This window comes from Endozoicomonas sp. G2_2 (assembly GCF_017744135.1).
Classification (GTDB): domain Bacteria; phylum Pseudomonadota; class Gammaproteobacteria; order Nevskiales; family Salinisphaeraceae; genus Salinisphaera.
Genome location: NZ_JAGHQU010000003.1, coordinates 108,569 through 121,142, shown reverse-complemented (window position 1 = coordinate 121,142; position 12,574 = coordinate 108,569). Strand labels below are relative to the sequence as shown.

Annotated in this window: 13 protein-coding genes; 6 read left to right on the top strand and 7 right to left on the bottom strand. The window is 65.4% G+C overall.

What is annotated here, in order from left to right:
- Window positions 1-31 precede the first annotated feature (31 nt).
- The gene (locus J7355_RS04610) at window positions 32-448 is read right to left on the bottom strand and encodes a hypothetical protein (RefSeq protein WP_209060351.1); all 417 of its coding nucleotides are present in this window, start codon (window positions 446-448) and stop codon (window positions 32-34) included.
- Entirely contained in the window at window positions 445-819 is a 375-nt protein-coding gene (locus J7355_RS04605) for a hypothetical protein (RefSeq protein WP_209060349.1), read from the bottom strand. The genes J7355_RS04610 and J7355_RS04605 overlap by 4 nt, the downstream gene beginning before the upstream one ends.
- Before the next feature lie 135 nt (window positions 820-954).
- Here J7355_RS04605 and J7355_RS04600 point away from each other — a divergent pair, with 135 nt between their 5' ends.
- The 3 genes from J7355_RS04600 to J7355_RS04590 all read left to right on the top strand — a co-directional run bounded on the left by J7355_RS04600 (window position 955) and on the right by J7355_RS04590 (window position 3,173).
- Window positions 955-1,803 (top strand): uroporphyrinogen-III synthase, encoded by an 849-nt coding sequence (locus J7355_RS04600; protein WP_209060348.1) that lies wholly within the window; start codon window positions 955-957, stop codon window positions 1,801-1,803.
- Window positions 1,804-1,864: 61 nt separating this feature from the next.
- On the top strand, window positions 1,865-2,311 hold the full coding sequence (locus J7355_RS04595; RefSeq protein WP_209060347.1) for a DUF3429 domain-containing protein: 447 nt from the start codon (window positions 1,865-1,867) through the stop codon (window positions 2,309-2,311).
- On the top strand, window positions 2,304-3,173 hold the full coding sequence (locus J7355_RS04590) for an alpha/beta fold hydrolase (RefSeq protein ID WP_209060346.1): 870 nt from the start codon (window positions 2,304-2,306) through the stop codon (window positions 3,171-3,173). Before J7355_RS04595 ends, J7355_RS04590 begins: the two co-directional genes overlap by 8 nt.
- Window positions 3,174-3,250: 77 nt before the next feature.
- Here J7355_RS04590 and J7355_RS04585 read toward each other — a convergent pair whose 3' ends face one another.
- Window positions 3,251-4,615, bottom strand: a complete 1,365-nt coding sequence (locus J7355_RS04585; RefSeq protein WP_209060345.1) for a 3-oxoacyl-ACP reductase — start codon at window positions 4,613-4,615, stop codon at window positions 3,251-3,253.
- Between the two features lie 292 nt (window positions 4,616-4,907).
- Between J7355_RS04585 and J7355_RS04580 the strand changes: the two genes are divergently transcribed.
- The gene (locus tag J7355_RS04580; protein WP_209060344.1) at window positions 4,908-5,117 is read left to right on the top strand and encodes a hypothetical protein; all 210 of its coding nucleotides are present in this window, start codon (window positions 4,908-4,910) and stop codon (window positions 5,115-5,117) included.
- Window positions 5,114-6,238: a hypothetical protein gene (locus J7355_RS04575; RefSeq protein ID WP_209060343.1), complete on the top strand. Its 1,125-nt coding sequence runs from the start codon at window positions 5,114-5,116 to the stop codon at window positions 6,236-6,238. Before J7355_RS04580 ends, J7355_RS04575 begins: the two co-directional genes overlap by 4 nt.
- 57 nt (window positions 6,239-6,295) lie before the next feature.
- Here the strand turns inward: J7355_RS04575 and J7355_RS04570 are convergent, their stop codons facing one another.
- From J7355_RS04570 to J7355_RS04555, 4 genes are read right to left on the bottom strand one after another with little or no spacing between them, the layout of a single operon-like run.
- The gene (locus J7355_RS04570) at window positions 6,296-6,574 is read right to left on the bottom strand and encodes an acyl-CoA-binding protein (RefSeq protein WP_209060338.1); all 279 of its coding nucleotides are present in this window, start codon (window positions 6,572-6,574) and stop codon (window positions 6,296-6,298) included.
- A gap of 45 nt (window positions 6,575-6,619) precedes the next feature.
- Window positions 6,620-7,921 carry an alpha/beta fold hydrolase gene (locus J7355_RS04565; protein ID WP_209060334.1) on the bottom strand — a complete coding sequence of 434 codons (1,302 nt, stop codon included), beginning with the start codon at window positions 7,919-7,921 and terminating at the stop codon, window positions 6,620-6,622.
- A 4-nt stretch (window positions 7,922-7,925) separates the two neighbouring features.
- Window positions 7,926-9,188, bottom strand: a complete 1,263-nt coding sequence (locus J7355_RS04560) for a serine hydrolase domain-containing protein (RefSeq protein WP_209060333.1) — start codon at window positions 9,186-9,188, stop codon at window positions 7,926-7,928.
- Window positions 9,185-11,683 carry an acyl-CoA dehydrogenase gene (locus tag J7355_RS04555; RefSeq protein WP_209060332.1) on the bottom strand — a complete coding sequence of 833 codons (2,499 nt, stop codon included), beginning with the start codon at window positions 11,681-11,683 and terminating at the stop codon, window positions 9,185-9,187. The genes J7355_RS04560 and J7355_RS04555 overlap by 4 nt, the downstream gene beginning before the upstream one ends.
- 139 nt (window positions 11,684-11,822) lie before the next feature.
- Here J7355_RS04555 and J7355_RS04550 point away from each other — a divergent pair, with 139 nt between their 5' ends.
- Window positions 11,823-12,545 carry a TetR/AcrR family transcriptional regulator gene (locus J7355_RS04550; protein ID WP_209060331.1) on the top strand — a complete coding sequence of 241 codons (723 nt, stop codon included), beginning with the start codon at window positions 11,823-11,825 and terminating at the stop codon, window positions 12,543-12,545.
- Window positions 12,546-12,574: the final 29 nt, after the last annotated feature.

Below are 12,574 nucleotides of genomic sequence, written 5' to 3'. Positions count from 1 at the left end.
TGAACCGCAGGCGCAGGCCGGCGCCGCTCGGTCAGTCGCGCTCATCGTCTGCGTTCGGCGAGACATTTCGTTCGCGCCATTCATCGAGGCTTTCGCTGTGCTTTTTCGGCCCGGGCGCAAACCAGCCCGATAGCGCCCGCCCCATACCGCGATTGAACGCACGCAGACTGTCGTACACGCCCTCGCCCTTGGCCCGTTCCTGGCCGAACAGGCCGGATATGGTGCGGTGGGCCGCCTGGATACCGACCGTGCCGGTATCCACGGCCTGCTCCACGCTCTGCTGGCGCCGGCGAAAACGTTGTCGTGCCTCGATCAGCAGGCCGGCATCGCCGTAGCCGCCGACCAACACCCGCAGGCGCTCGCGTGAATCGCCGATCGCGATGTTCAGGCGAATCGCCGCGATGATCACGGCGATGAACCCCACGGTTACGGTGGCGACGACAATCATGAGCCGGTGGGGTGAAAGATATCGAGATGCGCCTCGACGCCCTGCTGCGCGAGCTGTTCCTTCATCTCGCGAGCCACGATCTCGTACACACGCCGGCGAATCAGCCGGGGCGCGACACCCACCAGCGCCGCGCCCCAGCGCGAACGCGCGCGGGCCAGCGTCATCGGGTTGATGACCTCGACGATGATGCGACTGCCGCTGACCTCGGTCAGCACGGCGGCGAGTTCCTCGTTCGCGGTTTCCAGATCATGGGCGAGCTGGGCCAGTTGCGCATCCAGCGCGTCCAGCCGGCGATAGGCCCGCCAGAGCAGATAGACAGCGACCGCCAGTGCGAGCGCGAATGCAATGCTGATGCCGACTGCAAGGGCCATGATCTGTTTCCCGACCGTGACAATATCCGATGGCAGTGTGCCGCGATGCAGCAAATGTGCGCAACTGCACGCGCGCCCCGCCGCATCGCTACACTGGACAACACCGAATTTATACCGCGCGACAGGCCAATAGTCATGAGCGAAACCCGCGATGCCACACCCCTAGCCGGCTGCCGTATCGGCGTGCCGGAGTCCCGCCAGCTCGACCTGTTTGCCGACATGCTCGAACGCCGCGGCGCCGAGGTGCTGCGCTGCCCGCTGGTCGACATCCGCGACACGCCGGATACACCACACGTGGAGCAGTGGCTCGACGACGTGGTCGAACAAGGTCTAGATGACATGATCTGGCTGACCGGCGAAGGCTTGCGTCGTCTGCGCGGTTTCTGCGAACGCGCCGGTGGCGACCGCATGGCGCAATTCGCCCAGCGTCTGGGCGAGGCACGCACCATCACCCGCGGGCCGAAGCCGGTACGCGAACTGCGCGCGCTGCAATTGCGCAGCGATGTGCCGGCCACCCAGCCCACCACGGACGGCGTGATCGAGGCGTTGCAGGCTATCGATCTCGTCGGTCACCGGGTCGGCGTTCAGCTCTATGGCACCGACCCCAACGAAAAGCTCATGGCCTTTCTTGCCGACAAGCAGGCCGTCGCCTTGCCGGTCGCGCCCTATGTCTACGCCGACGAGGCCGAAGAGCCCCAGGTGGCCGATTTCATCGACCGTATCGTCGGCGGCACGCTCGACGCGGTGGCGTTCACGAGCTCGCCGCAGGTCAAGCGGCTGTACAAGGTCGCCCGTGCTTCAGGGCGCGCCGACGCCCTCACACAAGCCATGCAGTCGCTATGTGTCGCGGCCGTCGGGCCACTGGTGGCCGAGCGGCTGCAATCGCAGGGCATCGAGGTCACGCTCATGCCCGAGAGCAACTATTTCATGAAACCGCTGGTGCGCTCGCTGGTCACCCATTTTGCAGGGGCCGGCGCATCGTGAACCGGCAGGCGACGTCTGTGTAAGATCGCCTTCCATTTTCAATCCCGACGCATTCGAATCCATGCCTCGAAAACGCTCTGCCCTGACCGTGGCCGTGGTACTGGGCCTGATGGCCCTGCTGCCTTTTGCAGCCGGCGTCTACTATGCCCATGCCGGCAGTTCGCTGGATGCGCGCACGGCCATGCGCTGGCTGCTGCCTTATCTGGCGACCATCGTGGCGTTCATCGGCGGCGTCCAGTGGGGCCGCATGTTGGCCCGCGGCCAGGCGTCGGCACGCGACATGACGCTGGCCGTCCTGCCGGCGATCCTTGCCTGGGCCGCCCTGCTCACGGCGGCGCCCTGGCGCGGCCTGCTGCTCGTCGTCGCCCTGCTGTTCGCCTGGCTCATCGACGAGCACGGCGCGCGCCAGGGCTGGCAGACGCGCGGCTTCCTGCAGCTGCGCCGTGCGCTCACCCTGGTCGTCACGCTGTCCGTGGCCGCCATCGCATGGCGAGTCATGCGTGGCTGATTCCGCGCTTTCCATCGAAGACACGCGCATTGATGCGGCTGACGGCGGCTGCTGCCAGCTGACCCTTGTCCGTGCACCGGACATCGCGACACGTGCGCCCCTCGTGATGCTGCCGGGCATGTTCACCGGCCGGCGTTTCTGGCTCTCCGACAAGCGGATCGGGCTGGCGGCCTATCTTGCCCGGCGCGGCTACCCCGCCGCCATCGCACAACGGCGCGGGCTTTCGGATTCGCCGCCCTGTAACGCCCGAACCGGGCTTGCCGAGCATCTGCAATTCGATCTGCCGGCAATCGCACAAACGATCGAACAGCAGTTCGCGATGCCGGCATTCTGGATCGGCCACTCCTTCGGCGGCGTGATGGCGGCGCGCGCGGCGGCGGACCATATCGCGGCAGCACGCATCGCCGGGCTGGTGCTGTTCGCCAGCCAGTTCGAGGTCGACAAGCGAATGCTCGACTGGCCAGGGCAACTGCTCACGCGTGCGCTGGCGCGCGTCGTGGGGCATTTTCCGGCCCGCGCGGCCGGCCTGGGGCCGGAAAACGAAACCCGGGCCGCGATCCACGACGCCACCGACTGGGTCGCACGCGGACGCCGCGAGCCCACGCTGCGCGAATCCCTGGCGAACATCACCGCGCCGGTGCTCGCGATCTCCGGCGCGGCCGACCGCGTGGACCCCAGCCGCGGCTGCGAACGCTTTGTCGGCCATTTCTCGAGCCAGGACGTGACCCTTGTCACCGCCGGGCGCGACAGCGGCTACTCGGTCGACTTCGATCACCCCGGCATCGTCATCAGCAAGGCAGCCCAGAGCGAGATCTGGCCGCGGGTGGCGCGCTGGCTGGACGAACACGGCGCCGGCCGCTGACATCAGCTCTCGGATACCGACATAAAAAAGCCGGTCGGATCGCTCCGACCGGCTTTTTTGACGGGCAGCAGGCGCGATCAGGCGCCGATTAGACTCTGGCCGCAGACACGCAGCACGTTGCCGCTAATACCACCGGCACCGGGCGTGGCCAGAAAAGTGATCGCCTCGGCCACGTCTCGCGGCTCGCCGCCCTGCGACAGCGACGACAGACGCCGACCGCCCTCGCGAACCCCGAAGGGCATTTCGGCGGTCATGCGGGTTTCGATGAAACCGGGCGCGATAGCGTTGACGGTCACGCCGCGGTCACGATCGGTCGCCCCGCGACGTTCGACGAAGCCGATCAGGCCGGCCTTGGTGGCACCGTAGTTCGTCTGCCCGCGGTTACCGGCAATACCGCCGATCGAACACAGACAGATGATGCGGCCATGTTCGTTGATGATGTTCTCGTTCGAGAGCACTTCGTCCACGTTGAGGATGGCCTGCAGGTTGATGCTCTGGACCATGTCCCAGTAGTGCTCGGGCATATTGGCGATCGTCTTGTCCCGCGTGACGCCGGCGTTGTGGACGACGATATCGACGCCGCCGAACTTGTCCTTGAAGAAATCGGCGATCTGGCGCGGCGCATCCTCGGCGGTAATGTCCAGCGGCAGCGCGGTACCACCAAACCCGGCGACCGTCTCCTCCAGTGTTTCCTGATCCTGCGGAATATCCAGGCACACGACAGTCGCGCCCTCGCGGGCCAGGCGCTGTGCGGTGGCCGCACCGATACCGCGCGCGCCGCCGGTCACCAGGGCGACCTTGTCCTGCAGCGGCTGCGTGTCGGGGACGGCCTCCGGCATAAGGCCGGACTTGGTCACGGTCAACGGCTGGCCGTCGACGAAAGTGCTGTAGTCGGACAGGAAAAAGCGCAGCGGCGCATCCACCCGGTCCTCGGCACCCGGCTCCACATAGAGCATGTTGGCCGTCGATCCCAGCTGCCCGATTTCCTTCGCCAGCGAACGCACGAAGCCTTCGACAGCACGCGCGGCGGTCGCGGCGGCAACGGTTTCCATTGCCTCCGGCTGGCTGGCGAGCACGACGATGCGCGCATTCCTGTTGAGCTTGCGGGCGACCGGATGGAAGAAATCGTAGAGCGCCTTCAGCTCGGCCACATCCGCCATCTGGGTGGCATCGAACACGAGCGCATCGTACTTGTCCTCGTCGCCGGGCTTGGGCGTGTTGGCGCTTTCCACGGTGGCGCCAGCGCCCTCAAGCGTGGTGGCGATACCGGCAATGGCCGCGGCATTGGCCGTGGCGCCGGTAAGAATCTTCTCGCCGTCGAGAAAACGCGCCTGGTAGGGCCCCTCGGCGCGCGCCAGCTGCTGCGGCGTCGGCAGGCCGATGGACTTGATCACGTTTCGGATCGTCGGGTTCGACGCGGCACGGACTAGATAATCACTCATTGTTACTCCTCGAGATACGCGTTGTGACGATCCCGGCGTGCGGATCATCGTGCAGTGCAACATGATTAAGTTTAAGGGCCCTGCGTGTCAAAGCAAAGCGCAAGGCCCTCGATTTTCTCAAACAGGCCGCGAATAAGCCCGTCGCAGACCTGTCATGACAGGCTTCGCCACGCGGGCCTCAGCCGGATCTGCGCGCATACCGCGCTTGATGTAGCATCTGTGCAGCACGGGTTTATTCGGACGCCGCGACGTCCGCGCATGGCGCCGGCGCACGGCGCGAGAGACCGAAACGATGAGCGTTGACGAAGACCGCCTGCCGCTCGACTCGCGCACCCAGGCCGTGATCGACGGTCTGCCACCGGACGAGCGCGAGCACCTGCAGGTATTGATGAAACAGGCCGCCCGCAGCCAGCGGGCGATGCTCGAGAAGGCGCTGGACGAAGCCATCAGCATGGTGCCGGGGCCATTTCGCAAACGCGTACAGAAGCTGTTTTTGGGATGAGAAATCCGGCAACCCGCGCCGAGCTCGTCAAGCTCGCCCGAATCCTCGAAACCGACGTCGAGTCGCTCGAACATCTGAGCTATCTCGAAGCCGAGCGCCTGCGTACCCTGCGCGAAGGCATCACCGAGGCGCTTTTCGAAAAATTCCGCGCCACCTTCAGCGGCTTCGCCCGCCTGTCGTCGATGCTGCCGCTGGGCATCAGTGCACGCATTTCCGAACGCGTACTCGGCCCCACGCTGTCCGGCCGCATTGCCGGAGAAATGCCCCCGAAGAAGGCGATCGAGCTTTCCGAGCGGCTTTCCGACACGTTTCTTGCCGATACCTGCCTGCACATCGACCCGGTTCGCGCCAAGCCGATCATCGCCGGTTTTCCGGTCGATCGCGCAGTGGCCATCACCCGTCTGCTGCTCGAGCGCGGCGAGATGATCACCATGGGCCGGTTCGTGGACGTGCTGCCGCGCGACACCCTGTTCGCGGCCACCGACGCCATCACCCGCGAGGCGGATCTGCTGGCGATCAGCTTCTTCGTCGAGAACAGCGACCAGCTCGACCAGGTGATCGACTATCTGGACGTCGAGCGACGCGAGGCCATCATTCACGCCGCCGCGCGCGAGGATCTGTGGCCGGAAGTGATCGCCACGCTGCTACGCATCGGCAAGGTACCGCGCATGGCGATGTCTGAACTGGCCATGGCCCAGGATGCGGCCATCCTCGATTCGCTGATTCGCGCTGCGGCCGCGGAGGATCTCTGGCCTGCGCTGCTGACCATGGCCGACGAGATACCGGAAAGCGCGATCGGCAGGCTGGCCGAGCAGCCGGCGTTCGGCGAGGCGAACGTCATTCGCAGCGTCATCGACTCGATTGTGGCCAACGATCTGTGGGCGCGTTTTCGCGGCCAGCTCACGGCGATGGGCACCGATCGCGTCGCGCGCCTGATCGAGGTGGCCGCCGCCGAGCGCGGGCCGTTCCTGTGGGAACTCGACAAACGCCTGGCGGGCGACGACGCCGATGTCGAAGCCCTGCGCCGTGCCGTGCGCGAACTGGATACGGACACGCGCAAGCGCGCAAGCGCTGCCTGCGACAACGGCCATCTCGCCTCGGCGCTGGCGGGCGTCAACTAGGCGCCCAAAGCGAGGACGAACCCGCAGCCGGGCCCGACGGGAACCCGGCGTCCTGGCTCAACCGTACTCGGCCTCGACCTTTTCGACTTCGTCGATATAGGCCTGCATCGCGTCCTGCGCGTTCATGCCCTTGACGTCGTTCCAGGCCTGCCACTTGTAGCGCGCGATGGGATTGAGCATGCCCGGTTTCTTGCCTTGGACATCGCCGTCGACCGCCTGGCGATAGAGCGCATACATCTTGAGCTTGTACTCGTTCGAGGGCTTGAAATCGCCGTCTTCCGGCGCATTGCGCACCTTGTCGACAGCCTCGTTGAAGCGGCTTTCCAGATCAGACATGGATTACGGTTCCTTGGATTGAAAAACGGTTCAGTGCGCCGGGATTCAGTGCACGGACTGCGTAGCCGCAAGCCGCGGCGCCAGCCATTCGCGAATCGCGCCGTAGACATCGCGGTGATGCATGAGCGCGAAATGATTCATGCCGTAGAAAATGCGCCCGTCCTGATCGCGCGCGGGGAAGCGCCGGCTGGGCACGTTCGAATGGCCCACGGCGCTGGTCACGGGCACCAGCAGATCGCCGAGCCAGCGGCCGAGCGGATCATCCCGGCGCCGGCCCAGGGTGGCCGCGACGAGAAAATGGCCGACATGATCCAGAGCCGGCAACGCGGCAGAGGGCGTGGGCTGCGTTCGATGCGCATCCTTTTGCCAGTCCTCGTCGCGCAGGTAGCCGTGGCTGAGATCCTTGACGCCGGCGCTGCGAATCTCGCCGATCGCCGACAGCGGCTGCGTGTAAGGCAGACGCGTCAACGCCTGGATCACGTGATTGCCCAGACGTTCGAGCGGCGCGCCGAGATGCGGCGACCCCAGAAAAACGAGGTCCGACAGCGGCTTGTGCCAGGTATGGCCGGCCTGTTCGGCATAGTGACAGGCGCTGCGCGCGACGAGGCCGCCCATGCTGTGGCCGACCAGCGTCAGTCGCTCGATGTCGACCGGATAGGCCGCCACGAACGCCTGCATGAGCGCGGCGAAATCACGCCCGTTCTCGGAGATATGTCGGCCGCTGTTGTAGCGCAGCCGCAGCGCCGTATAGCCGAAATCCTCGGCGAGTCGCTCGCCGAAGCCGGGGCGATCGCCCTGGCGCCACTGCTGGTCGTTCATGCCCAGCCCGTGCACGAGCACCACCACGCGCGCGCTCGGCGCCTTGATGGCGACGCCCAGACCGTGGCGCGTAAGTGCGATCGGCCTACCGTCGTCGCCGATCAGCGTCATCGGCATGGCGAGTTCGTTGCCGTTGCGCTCCAGATAGTCGCCGAAGGCGCCGTTGAGCGCGCTGTGCAGCCCCAGCGACAGGCGCTGCGGAATATCACGCTTGCGCGCCGGGATCAGCGTCTCGGCCAGGCCCGCGAACTGGCTTGCGCCAAAGAAGCTCAACCGGCCGATATCACGTACCCGACCGTAGACGAAATCGCTGCCGCGCCCGATGGGGCGGGCCGGCGGCGCCAGTCGCGACACGGTTCGGGTCACCGCCTGGTGGACGCCGTTGACGATGTTGACGGTGCCCACGAAGGCGTCGGACGCCATCGACATGCCGCCGCGCAACCAGACCTTGCGGTCGGCCATGGGCACGTTGGCGCGGTCGGTTTGGCCGCGCGCGGGATCGTGATGCGACGAATCGAACGAAGTCATGGTGTCAGCCCCGGCATTGCCAGGAAATGGTGCTGAGCAGTTGCCCGAGTGCCAGCAGGTGACCGCCGAGAATGGCCTTCCCGGTCACCAGCAGCGAGGCGGACAGGTCACGCGACGGGTCGGCCCAGCCGAGAATGTTCATGAAGCCCAGATGCCCGTAGGCGGCGCCGGTCATCGGCCCGTACAGACCGAACGGATTGACGCCCAGCATCAGCCCTTCGCTGTAGCGCATGGGGATCTTGAGCGTGTGATCGAAGCGCAGACGCTGCGCCGGCTTGATCGCGCGGCGGATGGTTTCGGGCGCCAGGATCTGGCGGCCTTCGTACATGCCGCCGTCGAGCATCATCTGGTAGAAGCGCGACAGCTCCTCGGCAGTGGAATAGAGATTGCCCGCCGGCACCACCGCGTCCATGAAGTAGTCACGATTGGATACGTCGACCACTTCGGCGAAATCGGCGGAGAGCGCTTTCTTGGCCAGCACCGAGATCGGGAAACGCACTGGCTGGCCGGCCACATAGTTATGTGCCACCCGCCCGCGCGACCGCCGATCGAGCCCGTAGGTGAAATAGCGCATGCCCAGCGGCTTGCGCAGCCGCGTGTCGAGATAATCGCGAAACGACATGCCGGTCACGCGCTGGATCACCTCGGCGAGGATGAAGCCGCCCGTAATGGCGTGGTACGCGAGCCGCTTGCCGCCCTTCTCGGCGGGTGCCTCGCAGATCAGACGAATGCATCGATCCCAGTCGAGCAGCGTCTCCGGGCCGGAATCCGTGCCTTCGACGTTGAACATGGGAAAGCCGCCGCGATGCGACAGCACCTGGGCGATGGTGGTGCGGTCCTTGCCACCGCCGGTGAACTCGGGCAGGTAGTGCGATACCCGCGCGTCGAGATCGACGCCGCCTTCCTCGGCGAGCTTGTGCACAAGGATTGCGGTGATCGCCTTGCTGGCCGAAAACAGACAGATGGGCGTATCCGGCTCCGCCAAACGGGCCCCGGCACTACGCGGCTCGCCGGGGCCCCCGCCCCGCGCGTAACCGATCGAACGGTTGAGCACGATCGCGCCGCGGCGGCGCAGGCAGAAGCTCACCGCCGGATAGGCACCGCTACGATAGAGCCCCTCGACACCGCCCCAGATGGCGTCGACGGCCGCCGCGGACAGGCCTGCCTCGGCGGGCCGGCGTTCTGCAGCCGTATCGATGCCGGTGACGCCAGCGAGGCTGCCGTCACCGACCGTGACGAGGCGTGAACCGAGCAGATTGCGTGTCATGAAGCCTTGCGCAGATTCACGGGCCGCCCTTCGGCCTTGCGCGCGTCGTCCGATAACGGGTTCAGCAGGTATTCCTTGCTGAAGTCGTCGGTAAGCAGCACGTCGTAGCGCAGCCGATCGTATTCGCGGATCGCGTCCACCTGCTCAGCGGTGAGAATACGGCGATCAAGCGCGCTCTTGAGCTGTTCCTCGACGGACTCGCCTTCGATTTCGCCGTGCTTGGCGGCGCGCAGGAACTCGCTGTAGAAGCTGTCCACTTCCTGCAACTTCTTGTAGGCCTCCATCAGACGACCGGTCGGGTCGTTCTCGCCCTTGCCGATGTAGATGTCGTAGGTCATGCGCTGACCGAAGGCCGAATCGAGCTTCATGCCGAGCATCATGTCGCACAGCGCACTGTTCATGCGATCCGTCGGGCCGTTGAACTTGCGGCCACGCGGCAACGCCACCAGCTTGAGCAGCGGCCGGACCGCCTTGATCGGGTAGTTGCGCACGAACTCGTGTAGCGCGTTCTCGATCTCGTGCAGGTGATATTCCAGCGCCCAGGTCGCGTGAACCTTGTCCTCGTCGGTGCCGCCGTTGACCTCGAACCCCTTGAGCGTGGCCGACGCCATGTAGAGATGCGAAAGCACGTCGCCGAGACGCGCCGAGGTGGATTCCTTGAGTTTGAGCGCGCCGCCCAGCGTGCCCATGGCCACGTCGGCGCTGAACGCCAGCGCGGCCGAGAAACGCTCCATGTGCCGGTAGTAGACAGCCATCTCGTTGTCCACCGGCGCCGAAGCCAGGCGCGCACCGGTCAGGCCGAGCGTGAAGCCACGCACCATGCGGTTGATGGAATAGCCGATATGCGAGTACAGCAGCCGATCGAACTCGGCGAGACCGGCCTCGAAATCGGGGTTGTGGGCCGCTTCCATCTCGCTGTAAACGAATGGATGGCAACGAATCGCCCCCTGGCCGAACACCATGAGGCTGCGCGTCATCACGTTCGCGCCTTCCACGGTGATCGCCACCGGCAGCGCCTGATAGGCCGCGGCGAGGTAGTTGCGCGGGCCCATGATGATGCCGCGACCGGAATGGATATCCATCGAGTGATTGATGACCGTACGCATCATTTCGGTGGCGTGGTACTTGACCATCGCGGTGACCACGCTGGGCGTGCAGTGATCCACGCCCGAGGCGGTCAGGTTGCGTACGTTCTCGAGGATGTAGGCATAACCGCCAATCACGCCCAGGCCTTCCTGGACGCCCTCGAAGTTGCCGATCTCGGTACCAAACTGGCGACGGATACGGCTGTAGGCCGAGGTGATGCCATACATGCCCTTGCCGGTGGCCGTGGACAGCGCCGGCAGCGAGATGCCGCGCCCCGCCGAAAGGCATTCGACCAGCATGCGCCAGCCCTTGCCGGCCTGTTCCGGGCCGCCGATGATCGCATCGATGGGCACGAAGACGTCCTCGCCCTGGATCGGGCCGTTCATGAACGTCGCGCCCGGGAAATGCCGGCGGCCGATCTTCACGCCCGGCGTGTCGGTGGCCAGCAGCGCACAGGTGATGCCGTAGTCGACGGTATCGGGATCGCCGAGCAGGCCGTTCGGATCCTTGAGCTTGAAAGCCAGGCCCATCATCGTCGCCACGGGCGCGAGGGTGATGTAGCGCTTGTTGAACGACAGGCTCAGGCCGAGCACTTCCTTGCCGTCGACGGTGCGCTTACAGACCACACCCGTATCCGGCATCTTGGTGGCGTCGGAGCCGACTTCCACGCCGGTCAGCGCGAAACACGGCAGTTCCTTGCCGCTGGCCAGGCCGGGCAGCCACTTGTCCTGCTGCTCTTTCGTGCCGTAATGGGTCAACAGTTCGCCGGGGCCGAGAGAGTTCGGCACCATCACCGTCACCGCCGCGGTAAGCGACCGGGTCGCGATCTTGGCCACCACGCAGGACTGACCGTAGGCGGAAAAGCCCAGGCCACCGTGCTCCTGGGGGATGAGCATGGCGAAGAAGCCATTGTTGCGGATGTAATCCCAGACGTCCTCGGGCAGGTCCTTGAGCTCGAAGTTGACCTGCCAGTCGTCGATCATCGCGCACAGCTGCTCGGTCTCGTTGTCGAGAAAGGCCTGCTCGGCGTCGGTGAGCCGGGTCAGATTGAAGTCCAGCAGCTGTTTCCAGTCCGGGCGGCCGCGAAACATCTCGGCTTCCCACCAGACATCGCCGGCTTCCAGGGCTTCCTTTTCGGTCGACCCCATCTCGGGAAGGATCTTGCGAAACACGCCGTAGAGACGCTTGGTGAGCAGCGAGCGCCGCAGCGGCACGGTGTTGAACACCGCCAGCGGCACGCCGAGCACGACCGCCGTGATCACGAAGCCGACCGGCCCGAGGATGCCAATGGCCCAGAGCGCGACCACCGCGGCCGCGGTGACGCCGGTGAACACCGCGAGCGACACGCCGCGGTAGAGCAATGTCCAATACAGTCCGATGAGGACCAGTGCGACAATTATTCCTGTCATGACCGTGATTCCGCCTGCTGATGGGTTGTCATCGCAAGACCTGCCCTCATGTCGGACGCTTGCAATGCGAACACGTTTCGAAAAAGAATAGTTTTCAGATAATAGCAAGACGCGCTTAGTCGTCAAGCAGGATGAAACAGTGAAAGACACAGCATCCAAGTCCCCGGGGGCCGGTGGCAGACGCCGCGGATACCGGGGCCTCAGTGCAGAAGAGCTTAGAAAACAGCGATATCAGCGGCTGATCGCCGCAGGTACCGAGCTGTTCGGCGAGCGCGGTTACGCGGCCACACCGATCGAGGCCGTGTGCTCGCATGCCAAGGTCTCGACGCGCCATTTCTACGAGCAGTTCGAGGGGCGCGAATCAATTCTCCACGCCGTGCACGCCGAGCTCGTCACGCACATGGAAGAGATCGTGCGGACGTCGCTGACCGAATCACGCACGCCGCTGACCCAGCGGGTGGCCGATACCATCGAGGCAGCGGTCTTCTTTCTGCTCGACGACCCGCGGCGCGGCCGCATCCTGTGCATCGAAGCGGTGGGCGTCTCCGAAACCATGGAGAAGAAACGCCGCCAGACCACGCACGAACTGGCCGAGATCATCCGCCGCTACGCCACGCTCATGGCCGAAAGCGGCATGTTGCCCAGCCGTGACTACCACCTGCCGTCGGTCGCCCTGGTGGGCATGTTCAACGAACTGATCGCGGAATGGCTGACCGAGGACACCGGCCTCACCGCCATGGAAATGGCACGCGAGGCCAAGATCATGTTCCGGGCGATGATCTTCGGCGCCCAGCACTACGAGCCGACCGATTCCTCCGCCGACCACGACCCTCTCGATCCGCCGGACGAAAGCGTCTCCTGACAGCGCCCGTCGAGCCGACCCGCGTCGAG